Origin of the sequence: Nonomuraea fuscirosea (genome assembly GCF_003001935.1) — a bacterium.
GTDB lineage: Bacteria > Actinomycetota > Actinomycetes > Streptosporangiales > Streptosporangiaceae > Nonomuraea > Nonomuraea fuscirosea.
This window is the reverse complement of record NZ_PVNG01000015.1, coordinates 15,343-31,337: the sequence shown is the minus strand read 5'-3', so window position 1 is coordinate 31,337 and position 15,995 is coordinate 15,343. Positions and strand designations below refer to the sequence as shown.

The following is a 15,995-nucleotide window of genomic DNA, read 5'->3' as shown; positions in this document are numbered from 1 at the left end:
GCATCGTCTCGCCGGATCGCGCGGCGCGCTATGAGCGATGCTGGTGAACATGCAGATCCGAACAGACAGAATCGCCGCCCATGACGGCTCCTTCGACGTACGCGTGTGGCTGCCCGACGGCGGGAGCGGCCCGGGGATCCTCCTCGTCCAGGAGATCTACGGCGTCGGCCCGTACATCGAGAAGGTCGCCGCCGACCTGGCCGCGCGCGGTTACGTGGTGGCCGCGCCCGATCTGTTCTGGCGGTTGCAGCCGCACTGGATCGGCGAGCACACGCCGGAGGGCACTCAGACCTCGATCGCGCTGGCCGAGGGGTTCGACTTCGCCCAGGGCGTGGCCGACTGCGCGCTCACGGTCGCCCATCTGGGCGCGCTGCCCGAGGTGCGCGGCGGCGTCGGCGCGGTCGGCTTCTGCCTGGGCGGCTCGATCGCGTACATGCTGGCCACCCAGGTCGAGCTGGGCGCGGTGCTGTCGTTCTACGGCTCGGCCGTGCCCGAGGGGACCGGCATGATGGAGCGCATCCAGGCGCCGCTGCTGCTGGTCTTCGGCGGCGACGACCCCTTCATCGCCCGCGAGCGGGTGGCCGTGGTCGAGAAGGCCGCCGAGTCCCGGCCGAACGTGATCATGCATGTGGAGGAGGAGGCCGGGCACGCCTTCCACAACAGCGAGGCGCCGATGTTCTACCGGCCGGAGGCGGCGGAGCGTACGTGGGGGGTCGCCATGGCCTTCCTCGGCGAGCATCTGCCCGCCCGGTGAGACCTGTCCAGATGGACATCTTCCGGTACCCCTAGATCAATCGCCATGATGGTCGGATGGCGCGGACGTGGGAATTGTGGGGAAACGTCATTATTGCTGGTACGTTTGCACTCCCTGTCGCGTTGCTAGCAATCTTGGTTCTCCACCGCCACCGCGCTCGCGCCGGCCGTCCCGCGGCCCTGCGCACCGCGATCGCCGACGTCGGCATCGTGGCCGGGACCGCGCCCTGGATCTGGATGATCCTCACGCCCTCGGACGGCCGGGGAGGAGTCGGGCTCGTCCCCTTCGCCGACCTCGCGGACCTGCTGACGGCACCGTGGGAAGCGGTGTCGGTGCAGGTCGGAGGCAACCTGCTGGTTTTCGCCGCGCTGGGCGCGCTGCTGCCGGTGCGCAGCGCGGCGATGTCCTCTCCCGCCCGTGTTGCGGCCGTCGCGGCGGCATTTTCGGTCCTGGTCGAGGTGCTCCAGTACGTGCTGCGACTGGGTCGTTTCTCCTCCGTGGACGACGTCATCCTCAATACGGCCGGCGCCGTGATCTTCTCTTTGGTTACTCGCCGCTGGTGGGCCGATCGAATACCGGCTGGGACCGTTCCACGCTAACGGTCCGCTAAAACATCGCGGAATTCACCACACGGGCACGATCCTCTCAAAATCAGCCCGCGACCAAGCCCTGCATCTGTGCGATCGTGGACAAGACGGGGCAAGTTCTCTGGAGACGCCACTACCCGGTCGGTGACAGAGGGTGATCAAAGTTGTCTGAATCCCCGGTACCCCACGAGCCCCCTATCTATCGACGCATCGCCGACGGCCTCCGCGCCCGGATTCTGTCCGGCGAACTGCGCGACGGGGACCGACTACCGGGCGAGAACGCGCTGATGGCCGAATACGCAATCGCACGAGCCACCGCCAGGCAGGCGCTTGCCGTACTGATCAACGAAGGGCTGGCGGTGCCCAAACGAGGCTCGGGGGTTTACGTGCGGCTGTTCAAACCGATCCGCAGGCACGGCTCGCGCCGCCTGTCACGAGAGCAGTGGGGTCAGGGACGGGCCATCTGGGACGCCGACGCGCGCGGCAGGCCGTTCACCGTCGACCGGGTGGAGGTGGTGCTGGAGCGCGCCACCGAGGAGGTGGCCGCGGTCCTCCAGAGCGGCGAGGTGTGGGTCCGGCGGCGGCGCTACTCGGTCGACGCCAGACCCGTGCAGCTGGCCACGTCCTCCTTCCCCGCCCACCTGGTCGAGGGAAGCGCGATCACCCTCGCGGACACCGGCCCGGGCGGCGTCTACGCCCGGCTGGGCGACCTGGGCCTGCCCCCCGTGCACTTCACCGAGGAGGTACGCGCCCGCATGCCGGGACCGCGCGAGAGCGGGCTGCTCGACCTGCCCGGCGGCACGCCCGTGATCGTCATCTCGCGGACCGCGTACACGTCGGGAGGGCTGCCGATCGAGCTCAACGAGATGGTGCTCGACTCGGCGGCGTATGTACTCCAGTACGACTTCGACGCGTAATTCAAGGGGATCTGTCAAGCGATAGGTTGACCTGTCCGTCACGATCATAGAAATTCTCTAGAGAGGTGGCGCATCTTGTAGGGAGATGGAACCTCGCCTGGGGCCCGGGAAAGGCGGACGGAGATGTCCTTTGACCGACATCTTGCCGACATTGCCCGGGACTACCCCCACTGGACCGTCTGGCGGAGCGACGCGGGCCGCTGGTGGGCCACGAGACACCATCCGCTCAGCGTGGCGCAGCGCGACGCCGGATGTGCGATGACCATCGACGCGGACGACCCGGAGGGACTGCGCGACCATCTCCGGGACCAGGAGAGGCGGGCCGGTGAGCACCAGACGTGGCGGGCCGGCCCCGCACCTCCATGACGCGGGCCGTGGAGCGTTCCCCGGCCCGCGCACACGAGCAGCCCGGTGCCGGGTTCAGCGTCTCGGCGGCCCCGGTACCGGGCCCCCAAACAGGAGGGGCCACGAACGCGGAAGCCTCCGACCCTATCGGGGGCGGGGGCTTCCGCTTACGACCGCTCGCCGGATCTGCTCGGGCCTGCTCGCGGCTTGCTTGTGTGCCGACTTGTCGCCTACTTGTGCGCCTCTGACAGCCGGGCGATATTGACGTCCGTATCGTCCGAGATGCCCTCTTCCCGGCCCTGAGACCGCTGCTCGGCCGCGTCCTTGTCGACGACGACCTCAACCGTCTCCTCGGGGTCGAGGACCACGCGTACGTCCTCCTGAGCGCTTGGAGCGTCCTCCGCGCCCTGGCCGGCCGGCGGCGCGATCGCGTCGGGGACCAGCGGGCCGGCGTTCGCCTCCGCCCGCATCAGGTCGCCGAGCACCGCGCTGACCTCGGTGAGCCGGCGCACGACCTCGGAGTGCGTGTTGCTCAGGTAGTCGACCCGCCGCCCGGCCTGCTCGTCCAGCGCGGCGGTGCGCTGGCGCGCCTGCTCCAGCATGGAGTCGGCCTCGGCGCGCGCGCCGGAGACGATCTGCTCGGCCTGGGCGTTGGCGGACTGCACGGTCTGCTCGGCCTGCGCGTTGGCGCTCGCGACGGCCTGCTCCGCCTCGGTCCTGGCACTCGTGATGGTCTGGTCGGCCTCGGTCCGCGCGCCCGTGACCAGCCGCTCGGCCTCGGCCCTGGCCCCCTTCAGCGTCTCGTCGGCCTCGGTGCGGGCGGAGGTCAGCTGCTCCTCCGCGTCGCTGCCCGCCTGGGCGAGCATGTTCTCGGCCGCCTGGGTGGCCTCGCTCACCCGCCGCTCCGCCTCGGCCTGCGCGGAGGTGAGGATCTTGTCGGCGGTCTCGCGCGAGGTGCTGAGGAGCCGTTCGGACTCGGCCTTGGCGGACTCGCGCACGCTGGTGGCCTCGGCCTCGGCGTCCTCGCGCTTGGCCGCGGCCTCCTCCTCGCCTAGCCGGAGGATCTGCGCGAGCCGGGGGCTCAGGTCCTCGTAGCTCTGCGGCGTCTCGACCATGCGCCGGCGGGCCTCGGCCAGCTCGATCCGGCCCTGCTCGGCCTGCTCGATGGCCCGTGCCAGCCGCTCTTCCAGGTCCCTTATCTGGTTACGGGTTCGCATCATGTAGTCGTGGACCTGGCGGCGGTTGTAGCCGCGCATCACGACCTCGAACGTGTCCTCTTGCATCAGATCGGGAATGCTCTCGTGCTGGTGTGTCATGGGGGTTACCTAAGGGTGGTTTGCGTGAGGCGGGGGAAAACTGCGGGTTGTGAGGGTCTGGCAACGGGACGTCAGGAAACGACTTTCCTGCCATCTGCCCACGTCCGCAACCCGAACGCCATACCCCGAGCTGGAATTACGATGTCTCGAATGTACATAGCAGCGTTGGACAACGGAGCAGTGCCCGACATACACCCCGATGCGTACATAGCCCACGGCGTCGTCGTGGTCGGCGACGTACGCGTGGGCCGGGCATCCAGCATCTGGTACGGCTCCGTTCTCCGGGGGGACGGCGAGCGGATCGAGATCGGCGAGGAGTGCAACGTACAGGATCTGTCCTGCCTCCACTCCGACCCGGGTGAGCCCGCGATCCTGGAGGACCGCGTGAGCCTGGGCCACAAGGCCATGGTCCACGGCGCCCACATCGAGTCGGGCGCGCTGATCGGCATCGGCGCCATCGTGCTCGGCGGCGCCAGGATCGGGGCGGGCACGCTCGTGGCCGCCGGAGCGCTCGTCGGCCCCGGCAAGAAGATCCCCTCGGGCGTGCTGGTCGCCGGCGTGCCCGGCAAGATCGTGCGCGAGCTCACCGACGACGACCGCGAGTCCTTCGCCGGGACCCCGGACACCTACATGGCCAAGGCGATCAGGCACCGGCAGGCGTCATCGCTTTGATGAGCACCTCGTCCGGCACCGAGGCGGCGTTGAGCGGATCGGCGTACTCGGGCAGCTCGGGCCGCAGGAAGCGGACGAAGTCGACCGTGAGCTTGAGGTCGGGCGTGCCCGTGACCTGCTTGGCGTTGCCCTTGGTGGCGTCCTTCTTGAGCAGGCTGTAGCTGTCCCAGTCGGTGTAGGCCGTCACCCCCCATTGGAGCACGTCGGGCAGGGTGGACGGCCAGCGCCGGCCCACCTTCCACTTGCCGCCGTCCTCCTTGTAGAGCGCGACGAAGACACGGCCCACCCTGGCCAGCGTGAGCTCGACCCAGCCGCTCTTCACCGCGAGTTCCTGCGGCTTGGAGCTGCCGTCCTGGGTGTACTTCACCTCGACCTGGCCGCTCTTCTCGCCCGTGCCCACGGCGACCGACACCCAGTTGGGCTTGGCGTACGAGCCGGGCTGGCGGGCCATCAGCCCGCCGAGCGAGAACTTGCGCTTCGGCCATCCGCTGCCGCTCTTACCCGTGACCTTGATCCGGGCGTGCATGACGATGTCGCCGGCCAGATCCTGGTAGACGAAGGGCCCGCGGAAGCCGTCGAACCAGGCCGAGGTCTTGGGCTCCAGGTACATCGAGCCCTTCACGGTCTTGTTCACGTCGTACTTGCCGATGCGGTCGACGTCCTTCTCGGTCTCGCTGAGCTTGGTCCACGCCGACAGGTCGGCGGCGTCGTCGAACTCCGTGGAGGCCTCACCCACCTCCCCGCCGGGCGCCGGCGGAGAGGCGTTCTGTAGCGTGAGGATGCCGGGGCCCGTGAGCGTCGGCTGCGGCGCCGCTGCGGTACCGCAACCGGAGAGCACACAAACGACCACCGACAACCCTGCTACCTTCGCCCTCATAGCGGACATTGTGCCGTGAAAAGCCGATGGATGATCCGAGTACCACCAGTACGATGACCGCCGTGCCACCCTGGGATGCGTTCACCGCCACGGAGGCGGAGGTCCGTGCCATGGTCGCGGACCCACGTTGGCAGCGCCTTTCCGTGCCCGATCGCGCCCACGTCCTGGCGGCCAGAATTCTTGTGACCCCAGATGGCGACCGATGGCTGTTCGGCGCCCACGCGCGCTGGCACCTGCTCGACCCCGCCGACGGCCGCTGGCACCTCGCCCCGCCGGCGCGGCGCGTACGCGCGCGCCAGGTGGGACACGCGACGACGACCCTGCCCGACGCCGTGGTGCCGCAGGGCTACGACTTCCACGCCGAGCCCGGCTCCACGCAGGCGTTCGTCGGCCCCGACGTGCCCGGGAGCCTCACCGAGCAGCTCAGGGTGCTGCTCCGGAGCAGCGGGCGCAAGTCGGAGCTGGACTACCCGCTGACGGCGTTCGGCGAGATCTTCGCCTCCGACGTGCCCAGCACGGTGGCGGCCGTCTGGGGGACGATCATGTGGTGCGCCTACGCGCCCGCCTTCGACGGCAACGAGCGGCTGATCACGGTGTTCGGCGAATACCTGTGCCGTCCCCTGCCCGGCGACGAGTGGGTGCGCTGGCTGCCCGCGCCGCCGCTGCTCGACCTCGTCACGCTCGTGGCCGAACGGCTGCGGGCCGGGCGCTCGCGGCAGGCGCTGCGGCTGGCCGCCGTGATGGCGGACGCGGCGCAGATCCTGCTGCTCGACACCCGGTTCAGGCCGCGCGCGCTGGCGCTGCTCACGATGGTCGAGCCGATGCTGCGCACGGCCAGGCCGGAGGACTTCCGCGGCGAGTTCACCAGCGGCCTGCACAGCGCCTACCAGGACAACGCGGACAACGGCTCACCGACCGGCCCGCACAGCCGGTCGCCGGAACTCCGGCGGGACTTCCAGGGGGACGACGCGGGGCTGCGCGAGGCGTGGCTGGAGCGCGTGCCCACCAGGCTGTGCCGGGCTCTGCTCATCGAGAACGACCCCGAGGCGCACTTCACGCACACCGTGTACGACCTCGTCGAGGCGCTGTCCTTCATGCCGGACCCGCCGGCGGCCGCGGCCACGTTCCTGGCCGACCTGTCCGACTCCAGGCGACTGCTGCCGGGGCGGCTGGACCATCGGCTGCGGATGGCGTACGAGGAGCTGGCGCGCGCGGGGCGGGTCGGGACGTCCGCGGCCGACTCGACGGAGCCCGACGGCTTCCCGGTCCGTACGGGAGGGCTCTCGGTCGCGCCCGCGCCGGTGCTGGAGGTGGCGCCGCCCGACCGGGCGAGCGCGGCGGCGGTGCTGGGGGCGGCCTACGCCATGGGGCTCGCGTGGGGGCGGCTGACGGGAGCCAAGGTGCCCGAGCGGGGGCTGGCGAGCCAGTCGGCACTCGTACGAAAGATCGTTCATGAACGCGACGACCATCACACAGGTCACATCTAAACCACAAATACCGATATTTCCACCTTACCTCCCCTATATCGTTCTAACACTTCCGATAACAGTCAATTAGCTGAATTGTGATCTCGGCTTCGGGAAATGATCCCCGAGGGGCCCCCGCGGCGCTGAAAGGAATGACTCCGATGGGCCATGTCGCCCGCAGAGTCTCCGCCGTAACCTCGTAGAGGGTGTGGGCTGCGGAAGGAAGGACGACGCGGTGGGGCACAATGACCTGGACTCTCGGGTCCACGACCGTGTCGCGTTGGACGAGATTGCGCTCTACGCCGAGGTGCTCACGGCCGTGGCTGTCAGCGAGCGGCGGCTGACCTTGGACGAACTCGACGACGCGCTCGGATTGCGGACTTCGGCGAGCCGCTGAAGGACCGACGATTACTAGCCCCGGGGACCTAGTTCCCGGCTCCAATGGGGTCGGGAACACCGGTTTCCGGGGTTTCACATAACTAGTCAATCCATCGCCCGGCGGTCCGACTTTCGGACGAGAGGCGAACTACGAGCGGACGAGGCGGGCGATCGCCGCCGAGGCCTCCTTGACCTTCGCCTCGGCCTCGGGGCCCCCGGTGTTGATCGCGTCGGCCACGCAGTGGGAGATGTGCTCCTCCAGCAGCCCCAGCGCCACCGCCTGCAGAGCCCTGGTCGCCGCGGAGACCTGGGTGAGCACGTCGATGCAGTAGGCGTCGTCGTCGACCATGCGCTGCAGACCTCTGATCTGCCCCTCGATCCGTCGCAGGCGCGTCAGATATGCCTGTTTGTCCCCGCTGTACCCATGCATGCTTCTACGGTACCCGGAGAAGGTATCGCTCAGCGGAGGCCGTCGATCAGCTTCTCCCACTGCTCGGCCACCTCGTCGGCCGAGTGACGCACCGCGGTGTCCAGGGCTCCTGCCGCGAGCGAGCGCCGCCTGCGCTCGTCGTCGATCAGCGCCAGCAGCGCCCCGGCGAACAACTGCTGCTGGTCGCTCTCGGACTCGGGCACCAGCACCCCGTTGTAGCCCGTCGCCACGAACTCCCTGGGCCCCCTGGCCCCGTCGAAGGCCACCACCGGCACCCCGCACCCCATGGCCTCCAGCACCGTCATGCCGAGGTCCTCGCCGCGCGAGGGGTTGGCCACGATCGACGCCTTGGCGAACTCGCCGGCCAGGTCGGGGGTGGTGCCCATGAAGTAGACGTGGTTGTGCAGGTGCAGCTCGCGCACCAGCGAACGCAGCCGGCGCTCCTCGGGGCCGCCGCCGTACAGCCGCAGCCGCCAGTCGGGGCGCTTGTCGGCCACGATCGCGAACGCCCTGATCAGCCGGTCGTACGCCTTCACCGGCACCCACCGACCACCGGCGGCGACGATCCTGTTGTCCATCCGCGAGCGCGGCCACGGGCCGCGCGGCAGCGCGTCCAGCACGCTGTGCACGACGGGCCCGCCGTCTCCCGGCGGCAGATCGAGCAGCCTGACCCAGTCCTCCTGGGCCGACTCCGTGGCCGTCACGACGGCGTTCAGACGCGGGTAGAGGCGTTGCACGGGCCCGGGCACCGACGGCCTGCCCCACTCGCGGGCGATCTTGATGGTCTCGCGCGGCGCGTGCCTGGCCGCCTGGACGCCCAGCCCCGGCCTGGTCGTGATCAGCACGTCGCACCTGAGGTTGCGCAGCATCCGCCACAGTGCCACCTCGGTACGGACCTGGCCGCGCGGCAGCAGGTGCCTGACCCCCGGCCTGGCGTCCACGACGCTGCGCATGGCCACCTTGGGCCCGACGGGGAAGAACGGCTTCTCCTTCTGCCGCCGGATGCTGATGACCTCGACCTCGTGCCGCTCCGCGAGCGCGGTGGCCAGGTTGAGCGTGGCGCGCACGTCGCCGCGCATGGCGTACGCGGAGGTGAGGACGAGGCTGACCTTCATCCGCCGACCTCGATCCGCAGCTCGTCGTCCGCGGTGTAGCAGGGTCTGATGAGCACGCCGTCCACCCGTGAGGACGGATAGTGCAAGCGGCGCCGTTTGCCGTCCACGTCGTCGAGCCTGGCGCCGAGGCGCAGCGGCGTGGGCACGCCGTCCACCTCCAGCGCGGGCTCCCACGTGCCCGCGCCCTCGGCCTCCTCGTGGTCGGCCGCCACCAGCACGTCCACCAGCGACACGGCCGCGTGGAAGCGCACGCCCTGGACGGTGGCCGTGGCCGACAGGTGGGCGCCGGTCAGGCGGCGGTCGAGCGTCAGCGTGGCCTCGTGGCGGGTGTCGTCGTCCTCCAGCCCCGTGTACGCCAGCAGGCCCATCACCTCGAACCGGCCCTCCCTGAACCAGATGGAGCGCACCTCGGCCACCGGTTCGGCGTCGGAGATCTTCAGCGCCAGGAAGCCGTTGCGGGTGCGGTAGGAGCGGTAGGCGAGGGTGCGCCGGCACAGCGCGTACGCGTCGAGGTGGTCGAGGGAGAAGCCGGGATCGACGCTGCGCAGCCTGCTGCGTTTGCCGTCACGGCGCAGATAGGCGTCCCAGCGGCCGGTGCTGAGCTCCAGCGGCTCCAGTGAGACCGTCAGCGTGGCCTCGCGCGCCCGAGCGCGTGAAGTGGCGAGCAGCACGTCGCGTTCCACCCCCGTGGTGCGATGCCTGAGAACGAGTTCGGTGCCGTCTTCCAGAGGTTCGTCGATGGCTAGCCGCAGGGAGAGTACGTCGGCCAGGGTGACTTCGGCGTCCGTGACGACGACGCCCATCACGAGCCCCCTCCCCGTCGAATAGAGCCATGCGACGTTGAGGTTACCGTGATTTTCCCGTTATGTGGATGCCGGATTTCTTCCAGCCACACGCGTTGACATGCGAAACTCCTCCACAACTGGTGTGGAGGAGTCCGACTGACGGCGGTCAGGAAGTGCCCTTGACCGACTTGATCAAGAGCTGGGCGACGTCCACGACTTCGAGCGTCTCCTTGGCTTCGCCGTTGTTCTTCTTCTCGTTGATGGCGTCGCCGAGCATCACCATGCAGAACGGGCACGCGGTCGAGACCGTGTCGGGATTCGTGGTCAGAGCCTCGTCCACCCGCTCGGTGTTGATGCGCTTGCCGATGCGCTCCTCCATCCACATGCGCGCCCCGCCGGCGCCGCAGCAGAAGCCGCGGTCCTTGTGCCGGTGCATCTCCTGGGTCTGCACGCCGGGCACCTTCGCCATGATGTCGCGCGGCTGGGAGTAGACCTTGTTGTGGCGGCCGAGGAAGCACGGGTCGTGGTAGGTGATCTTCTCCTCGATCGGCGTGACCGGGGTGAGCAGCCCCTCGTCCACCAGCTTCGACAGCAGTTGCGTGTGGTGCACGACCTCGTACGTGCCGCCGAGCTGCGGATACTCGTTGGCCAGGGTGTTGAAGCAGTGGGGGCAGGTGGCCACGATCTTCTTCACCCCCGCCTCGTTGAGCGTCTCGATGTTCTGCTGGGCGAGCATGTTGAACAGGTATTCCATGCCCAGCCGCCGCGCCGGGTCGCCGGAGCACGCCTCCATCGGGCCGAGCACCGCGAACTTGACGCCCGCGATGTGCAGCAGCTCCGCGACCGCCTTGGTGGTCTTCTTGGCCCGGTCTTCGAGCGCGCCCGCGCAGCCCACCCAGAACAGGTATTCGGTGTCCGCGGGCATCTTGTCCTCGATTATCGGAACCTCGAAGTGTTGTCCGTCCACGGAGGTGGCCAGCTCCTCGATCCAGTCGGCCCGCTTCATCTCGGACATGCCCCACGGGTTGCCCTTGTTCTCCAGGTTCTTCACCATCACGCCCGCCTCGGACGGGAACGACGACTCCACCATCACCTGGTAGCGGCGCATGTCGAGGATGTGGTCGATGTGCTCGATGTCCACCGGGCACTGCTCGACGCAGGCGCCGCAGTTGGTGCAGGACCAGAGCACGTCGGGGTGGATCACGCCCTCCTCGCCGACCAGCGGCTTGTCCAGCAGGGCGAGCACGTCGGTGTCCTTGTGCTCGACGCCGTTCGCGGCCGCCAGCAGGTAGGGGGCCACCGCGAAGGCGTGGTCGCGCTGGTCGAGGATGAGCATCTTCGGCGACAGGGGCTTGTCGGTGTTCCACGCCGGGCACTGCGACTGGCAGCGGCCGCACTCCGTACAGGAGTAGAAGTCGAGGAAGCCCTTCCAGGTGGTGTCGGCGATCTTGCCGCGCCCGAGCCGCTCGGGGTCGAGGTCCTCGTCCTCGAAGTCGACCGGCTTGCCGTCCACGCGCATCTCCGGCGCGCCGCCCATGCCGTCGGGGCGGCGGGAGAAGAGCACGTTGATCGGCGCGGTGAAGATGTGCAGGTGCTTGGAGTTGACCACGATGACCAGGAACACCAGCATGAAGCCGATGTGCAGGAGCAGCGCGATCTCCTCCAGCAGCGGGCTGGCCGGCAGCGCGTCGCCGAGCGCGAGCGAGACGAACGCGCCGGAGGAGTAGGGGAAGTTCCCGTTGGCCGCGGCCGCGCCTCTGGCCAGGAACAGCGTCCAGATGATGTTGAAGATCATGAACAGGACGAGCCAGGCGCCGCCGAGGTGCGAGCCGGAGAAGCGGGACTCACGGCCGAGCGCCTTGGGCGAGTTCTTCACCCGGATGACCGCGAAGGCGATCAGGCCGAGCACGCACGCCACGGCGATGAAGTCCTGGAGGAGGCCGAGCACGCCCCAGGTGCCGATGAGCGGGATGTGGAAGTTCGGGGTGCCGGTGATCGCGCCCTGGATGATCGCGCCGTACGCCTCGATGTAGACGGTCAGCAGGATGAAGAACGCCCACATGACGAAGAAGTGGGCGACGCCCGACGGCGTCCACTTGAGCAGCTTGCGCTGCCCGAACACCTCGACGAGCTGCGCCTTGATCTCGTCGCCCGCGTGCGTCCTGGCGTAGTCGATCCGCTCGGGGGCGGGTGGGCCCACGGTCGCGAGCCGGTAGAGGAACATCACTCTGCGGCCGGCCACGGCCACCGCCAGGATGGTCATGACGAGCCCGACGATGGCTACCCAGAGCACGGGATCCTCCCACAGACGACGTTGGCTGTCAGCGTACGGTGACCCGCCGAGCAGGCGTGTACCCCGATCCTACCCGTGAGTAACTTTATCGGGTCACTCGACATACCCTAAGGTCATCGCCGCCTCCAGAACAATGCTCTAATTCGGATCGTCGCCCGTGAAGTACCGCTGGAGGGTCGGGCCGAGCAGCTTCACCAGCTCCTCGTGACTGGCGCTGGCCATCGGCTCCAGCTTGAGCACGTAACGCGCCATGAGCACGCCGAACATCTGCGCGAAGCCCGCCTCCACCCGCAGGTGCGGCACCTGGAGCCGGTCGGCCACCTGGTAGAGCAGGGCGTTGGAGATGAACTCGCGGAACATCGCGGCCACCTGCTCGTTCGTCATCGCCGAGCGGATCAGCGCCACCATCGGGTCGCGGGTCTCGGCCGAGGCGGTGACGCGCAGGATCATCCCCACCAGCCGCTCGCCGATCTCCGTACGCGGGCCCTCCAGCAGCAGCGGGATGACTTCCTGCGGAGTGATCGGCAGCTGCATCGCCGCGGCGAACATGCCCTCTTTGGTGTCGAAATAGTGGTGCACGAGGGCCGGATCGACCTGGGCCTCCCTGGCGATGCCGCGCACGGTCGCCTTGTCGAAGCCCTTCTCGGCGAACACCCTCCTGGCCGCCGTGAGGATCTCGCCGCGCGTGTCGGCCGAGCCCGGCCTGCGTCCCGGGCGCCGCGGCGTACCGCTCACCGGCCCACCGCCAGGTAGGCCCGCATCGGCACGGACAGCACACCCTCGGGGAAGGCCGCGCGCAGCTCCACCCGCTGGCGATCGACCAGCTCGTCGGCCCGCTCCTTGGACAGCGCTGCCATGTAGGAGTGGGAGCGCAGGTCGAGCAGGAAGTGCTCGATGCCGACCAGCCTGGTCCAGGGGATCCAGCGCTCCTCGACCACCTCGAAGGCCGAGGCTATCGGCGGCACCGACCACTCCTCGACCGCCGGCCCCCAGTAGGTCGGCACCGCCTGCGCCAGCCGGGCCTCGTAGTCGGCCAGCCACTCGGCCTGGGAGGCGTGGTGGAAGTTCCAGCAGCCCGCGATCGAGCCGCCGGGCCGCAGCACCCGCCGTGCCTCGGCGATCGACAGCACGGGGTCCAGCCAGTGCCACGACTGGGCGTACATCACCAGATGCGCCGCCTCGCCGGCCAAGGGCAGCACGTTGCCGTCGGCCAGCACCGCCGCCACGGGCGCGTCTTCACCGGCTCCCCCGCCCGCCTGCTGGTCGGCGGCGCTCCTGGACACCAGGCGCGCCAGCATCGGCTCGCCCGGATCGACCGCCACCACCCGGGCGCCGCGCGCCCTGAGGCCGCGCGTCATGATGCCGGTGCCCGCGCCGACGTCGACCACGGTCGCGCCGTCGAGGTCGACGCCGGTCACCTCGCCCAGCGCGCGGTAGACCTCGTCGGGGTAGCCGGGCCTGCCCTCGTCGTACGCGTCAGCCACTCGGTCGAAGGTCCTGCCCAGGTCCTTGATCGGCCCTGCGTTCATGTGGTCGCCGCGTTCATGGAGGATGCCACCAGGATCATGTGGACGCCGCCAGGTGCAACCTGGCGAAGGCCAGCCCTTCCGCCAGATCGTCGATCCGTTCGGTGCGGCTGGCCGCCTTCCGGGTGTTGATCTCCAGGACCACGAGCCCCGAGTAGCCGTTGCCGGCCAGCCGCTCCAGCATCGGCGCGCACGGCTGGTTGCCCCGGCCGGGCACCAGGTGCTCGTCCTTGTTCGTCACGCCGAGACCGTCGGCGAGGTGCAGGTGCGCGAGCCGGTCGCCGAGCTTGACCGCCATCTCCATGGCGTCGGAGCCTGAGACCGCCGTGTGTGACAGGTCCAGCGTGACCTGGGGGAAGTCGTAGTCGATCGGATTCCAGTCAGGCGAGTAGGGCACCACGTCGTTGGCCCTGGCCCGCAAAGGGAACATGTTCTCCACCGCGAACGCGACATCCGTCTCATCCCGCATCCTGGCCAGCCCGTTCTCGAAGTCACGGGCGTAGTCACGCTGCCAGCGGAACGGCGGATGGACCACGACCGTGGAGGCGCCCAGCCGTTCGGCCGCCTTCTGCGCCTTGACGAGCTTTGCCCACGGGTCACGGCCCCAAACCCGCTGGGTCACCAGCAGACAGGGCGCGTGGATGGCCAGCACGGGCACCTGGTAGTGCTCGGACAGCCGCTCGATCACGTCGATGTCCTGGCTCACCGGGTCGGCGCCGACCATGATCTCTACGCCGTCGTAGCCCAGGCGCGCGGCCAGCTCGAACGCATCGGGAGTGCGTTCCGGATATACCGAAGCGGTGCTCAGCGCGATCTTCGCGCTGGGCACGCGGATGACATCAGCCACATTGCCAGCCTAAGCCGGAGAAGGCGTTCTGGCGCGCGGTCACCCGTGGTGAGCCGTGTCTCAGCGTCTCACCGGGGACGCCGACACGCTCGTGACCTCGGCGTCGGCGCTGCCGGAGCGGCGACACATCGGGGCTCGCGACCTCGCCCCCGACGTTCCCGGGCGGCGGCTTTCCCAGGACGAAGGTGCCTCTACCGTTGTGGCATGTCCCGGATAGCGAAAGGCGCGATCCCCAGCCCCAACATCTGGAACACCCCCCAGATCTACGAGCTGGAGAACCGCGCCGTCGACCCCGACGGCGCGGCCGACGCGGCGATGCGCGCCCTGCGCCCCTGGGGCGGCGCCACCGTGCTCGACATCGGCTGCGGCACCGGCTACCACCTGCCGGTCCTCGCCGCCGAGGCCGCCAGGGTGATCGGCGTGGAGCCGCACGGAGACCTGGCCGCGCTGGCCCGCCGCCGCTGCGCGGACCTGCCCAACGTCAGCGTGCACGCCGCGGCGGCCCAGGACCTGCCGCTGCCCGACGCGGGGGTGGACGTGGCCATCGCGCGGTGGGCGTACTTCTTCGGGCCCGGCTGCGAGCCCGGCCTGCGCGAGCTGTCCCGGGTCGTCCGCCGCGGCGGGGCCGCCTTCGTCCTCGACCTCGACGCGGCGCGGGGGTCGTTCGGGCGCTGGTTCTCCCGTACGGTGCCCGCCTACTCCACCCGCGAGGTCGAGGCGTTCTGGGACCGGCAGGGCTGGCAGCGCCGGCCGCTCGATCTGCGGATGACGTTCCGGCGGCGGGCGGACCTGGAGGCGGTGCTGCGCATCGAGTTCACGCCCGAGGTGGCCGAGCAGGCCATCGCCGAGACGACCGGGCTGGAGCTGGCCTACCCGAACGTCCTGCGCTGGCGCTACTTCTGACCACGACCCCGTTACTCCATCGCTTGACCTTGACACAGGCGTCAACGTTTACCGTGGACGCATGCGCATCGGTGAGCTGGCGGAACGCACCGGAGTGAGCACCCGCTCGCTCCGCTACTACGAACAGCACGGGCTCCTCCGCGCCCGCCGTGGCTCCAACGGCTACCGCGACTACGCCGAGGACGACGTCCGGCTGGTGTCCGAGATCCGGGCCCTGCTCCAGATCGGTTTCACGCTGGAGGAGACCAGGCCGTTCGTCGACTGCCTGCGCCGGGGGAACAGCACCGGCGGCTCGTGCGCCGAGTCGGTCGAGGTCTACGAGCGCAAGCTGACCGAGATCGACCAGGAGATCCGCGTCCTGCTCGCCCGCCGCGCCGAGGTGGCCGCCCAGCTCGCCCAGTCCTGCCCAGGATGCTTTGTGAGGGGATGAAGATGATCACGTTGACCACGGACAACTACGAGGAGCAGGTGCTCAAGAACGACAAGCCGGTGCTGGTCGAGTTCTGGGCCGAGTGGTGCGGGCCGTGCCGGATGGTCGGGCCGGTGCTGGAGCAGATCGAGGCCGAGCACGGCCTGACGATCGGCAAGCTCAACACCGACGAGAACCCCGAGATCATGGCCCGGTACGGCGTCATGGCGGTGCCGACGATGCTGCTGTTCGAGAACGGCGAACCGGTCAAGCAGATCGTGGGCGCCAAGCCGAAGCGCATGCTCGTCTCGGAGCTGGGCCTGGCGTAGCGCCGCCGCCGTACCCGCGGGCCCTCGAAATCCGCTCGGGCGCCCG

The 15,995-nt window shown here is 69.4% G+C and carries 18 protein-coding genes; 9 read left to right on the top strand and 9 right to left on the bottom strand.

Translation table 11 applies throughout. The features are described from left to right. Positions 1-49: 49 nt before the first annotated feature. The 4 genes from B0I32_RS31505 to B0I32_RS31490 all read left to right on the top strand — a co-directional run bounded on the left by B0I32_RS31505 (position 50) and on the right by B0I32_RS31490 (position 2,624). Complete coding sequence (locus B0I32_RS31505) at positions 50-754, top strand: dienelactone hydrolase family protein (protein WP_106246413.1); 705 nt, start codon at positions 50-52, stop codon at positions 752-754. Positions 755-810: 56 nt separating this feature from the next. Then, positions 811-1,353, top strand: a complete 543-nt coding sequence (locus B0I32_RS31500) for a VanZ family protein (RefSeq protein ID WP_106245983.1) — start codon at positions 811-813, stop codon at positions 1,351-1,353. Between the two features lie 152 nt (positions 1,354-1,505). Further along, a complete protein-coding gene (locus B0I32_RS31495; protein WP_106245982.1) occupies positions 1,506-2,258 on the top strand; it encodes a GntR family transcriptional regulator in 753 nt (250 codons plus the stop codon). Between the two features lie 123 nt (positions 2,259-2,381). Further along, complete coding sequence (locus tag B0I32_RS31490) at positions 2,382-2,624, top strand: hypothetical protein (protein WP_106245980.1); 243 nt, start codon at positions 2,382-2,384, stop codon at positions 2,622-2,624. A gap of 209 nt (positions 2,625-2,833) precedes the next feature. Here B0I32_RS31490 and B0I32_RS31485 read toward each other — a convergent pair whose 3' ends face one another. Beyond that, positions 2,834-3,919 (bottom strand): coiled-coil domain-containing protein, encoded by a 1,086-nt coding sequence (locus B0I32_RS31485; RefSeq protein WP_146178370.1) that lies wholly within the window; start codon positions 3,917-3,919, stop codon positions 2,834-2,836. 150 nt (positions 3,920-4,069) lie between these two features. On the opposite strand from B0I32_RS31485, the gene B0I32_RS31480 reads away from it, so the two are divergent. After that, positions 4,070-4,591 carry a gamma carbonic anhydrase family protein gene (locus tag B0I32_RS31480; RefSeq protein WP_393270217.1) on the top strand — a complete coding sequence of 174 codons (522 nt, stop codon included), beginning with the start codon at positions 4,070-4,072 and terminating at the stop codon, positions 4,589-4,591. On the opposite strand, the gene B0I32_RS31475 is transcribed toward B0I32_RS31480, so the two are convergent. Continuing rightward, positions 4,563-5,327, bottom strand: a complete 765-nt coding sequence (locus B0I32_RS31475; RefSeq protein ID WP_106245976.1) for a DUF1349 domain-containing protein — start codon at positions 5,325-5,327, stop codon at positions 4,563-4,565. The two genes, B0I32_RS31480 and B0I32_RS31475, sit on opposite strands and share 29 nt — an antisense overlap. Before the next feature lie 203 nt (positions 5,328-5,530). Here B0I32_RS31475 and B0I32_RS57980 point away from each other — a divergent pair, with 203 nt between their 5' ends. Next, on the top strand, positions 5,531-6,955 hold the full coding sequence (locus tag B0I32_RS57980) for a hypothetical protein (protein ID WP_181307977.1): 1,425 nt from the start codon (positions 5,531-5,533) through the stop codon (positions 6,953-6,955). 505 nt (positions 6,956-7,460) lie between these two features. Here the strand turns inward: B0I32_RS57980 and B0I32_RS31465 are convergent. The 7 genes from B0I32_RS31465 to B0I32_RS31435 form a co-directional block, all read right to left on the bottom strand. Then, entirely contained in the window at positions 7,461-7,742 is a 282-nt protein-coding gene (locus tag B0I32_RS31465) for a metal-sensitive transcriptional regulator (protein ID WP_080044376.1), read from the bottom strand. 29 nt (positions 7,743-7,771) lie between these two features. Next, positions 7,772-8,857: a glycosyltransferase gene (locus B0I32_RS31460; RefSeq protein WP_106245974.1), complete on the bottom strand. Its 1,086-nt coding sequence runs from the start codon at positions 8,855-8,857 to the stop codon at positions 7,772-7,774. Continuing rightward, a complete protein-coding gene (locus B0I32_RS31455) occupies positions 8,854-9,660 on the bottom strand; it encodes a hypothetical protein (RefSeq protein WP_106245972.1) in 807 nt (268 codons plus the stop codon). The genes B0I32_RS31460 and B0I32_RS31455 overlap by 4 nt, the downstream gene beginning before the upstream one ends. Before the next feature lie 148 nt (positions 9,661-9,808). Next, positions 9,809-11,935, bottom strand: a complete 2,127-nt coding sequence (locus B0I32_RS31450; RefSeq protein ID WP_106245971.1) for a (Fe-S)-binding protein — start codon at positions 11,933-11,935, stop codon at positions 9,809-9,811. A gap of 138 nt (positions 11,936-12,073) precedes the next feature. Then, complete coding sequence (locus B0I32_RS31445; RefSeq protein WP_106245969.1) at positions 12,074-12,670, bottom strand: TetR/AcrR family transcriptional regulator; 597 nt, start codon at positions 12,668-12,670, stop codon at positions 12,074-12,076. Next, positions 12,667-13,464 (bottom strand): class I SAM-dependent methyltransferase, encoded by a 798-nt coding sequence (locus B0I32_RS31440; protein WP_245956146.1) that lies wholly within the window; start codon positions 13,462-13,464, stop codon positions 12,667-12,669. The genes B0I32_RS31445 and B0I32_RS31440 overlap by 4 nt, the downstream gene beginning before the upstream one ends. A gap of 34 nt (positions 13,465-13,498) precedes the next feature. Further along, complete coding sequence (locus tag B0I32_RS31435) at positions 13,499-14,308, bottom strand: sugar phosphate isomerase/epimerase family protein (RefSeq protein ID WP_106245968.1); 810 nt, start codon at positions 14,306-14,308, stop codon at positions 13,499-13,501. 204 nt (positions 14,309-14,512) lie between these two features. Here B0I32_RS31435 and B0I32_RS31430 point away from each other — a divergent pair, with 204 nt between their 5' ends. The 3 genes from B0I32_RS31430 (at position 14,513) to trxA (ending at position 15,949) form a co-directional block, all read left to right on the top strand. Continuing rightward, positions 14,513-15,211: a class I SAM-dependent methyltransferase gene (locus tag B0I32_RS31430; protein WP_106245966.1), complete on the top strand. Its 699-nt coding sequence runs from the start codon at positions 14,513-14,515 to the stop codon at positions 15,209-15,211. Positions 15,212-15,272: 61 nt separating this feature from the next. Further along, entirely contained in the window at positions 15,273-15,641 is a 369-nt protein-coding gene (locus B0I32_RS31425; protein ID WP_106245964.1) for a MerR family transcriptional regulator, read from the top strand. A 2-nt stretch (positions 15,642-15,643) separates the two neighbouring features. Beyond that, positions 15,644-15,949 carry a thioredoxin gene (gene trxA / locus B0I32_RS31420; protein WP_219912102.1) on the top strand — a complete coding sequence of 102 codons (306 nt, stop codon included), beginning with the start codon at positions 15,644-15,646 and terminating at the stop codon, positions 15,947-15,949. The last annotated feature ends 46 nt before the right edge of the window (positions 15,950-15,995 follow it).

What these genes read in the sequence shown, in the direction of transcription:
- B0I32_RS31500 (WP_106245983.1), top strand. Translation starts at nt 811, where the DNA reads ATGGCGCGGACGTGGGAATTGTGGGGAAACGTCATTATTGCTGGTACG.
- B0I32_RS31455 (WP_106245972.1), bottom strand. Translation starts at nt 9,660, where the DNA reads ATGGGCGTCGTCGTCACGGACGCCGAAGTCACCCTGGCCGACGTACTC.
- B0I32_RS31505 (WP_106246413.1), top strand. Translation starts at nt 50, where the DNA reads ATGCAGATCCGAACAGACAGAATCGCCGCCCATGACGGCTCCTTCGAC.
- trxA (WP_219912102.1), top strand. Translation starts at nt 15,644, where the DNA reads ATGATCACGTTGACCACGGACAACTACGAGGAGCAGGTGCTCAAGAAC.
- B0I32_RS31480 (WP_393270217.1), top strand. Translation starts at nt 4,070, where the DNA reads ATGTACATAGCAGCGTTGGACAACGGAGCAGTGCCCGACATACACCCC.
- B0I32_RS31460 (WP_106245974.1), bottom strand. Translation starts at nt 8,857, where the DNA reads ATGAAGGTCAGCCTCGTCCTCACCTCCGCGTACGCCATGCGCGGCGAC.
- B0I32_RS31440 (WP_245956146.1), bottom strand. Translation starts at nt 13,464, where the DNA reads ATGAACGCAGGGCCGATCAAGGACCTGGGCAGGACCTTCGACCGAGTG.
- B0I32_RS31465 (WP_080044376.1), bottom strand. Translation starts at nt 7,742, where the DNA reads ATGCATGGGTACAGCGGGGACAAACAGGCATATCTGACGCGCCTGCGA.
- B0I32_RS31485 (WP_146178370.1), bottom strand. Translation starts at nt 3,919, where the DNA reads ATGACACACCAGCACGAGAGCATTCCCGATCTGATGCAAGAGGACACG.
- B0I32_RS31490 (WP_106245980.1), top strand. Translation starts at nt 2,382, where the DNA reads ATGTCCTTTGACCGACATCTTGCCGACATTGCCCGGGACTACCCCCAC.
- B0I32_RS31430 (WP_106245966.1), top strand. Translation starts at nt 14,513, where the DNA reads ATGTCCCGGATAGCGAAAGGCGCGATCCCCAGCCCCAACATCTGGAAC.
- B0I32_RS31425 (WP_106245964.1), top strand. Translation starts at nt 15,273, where the DNA reads ATGCGCATCGGTGAGCTGGCGGAACGCACCGGAGTGAGCACCCGCTCG.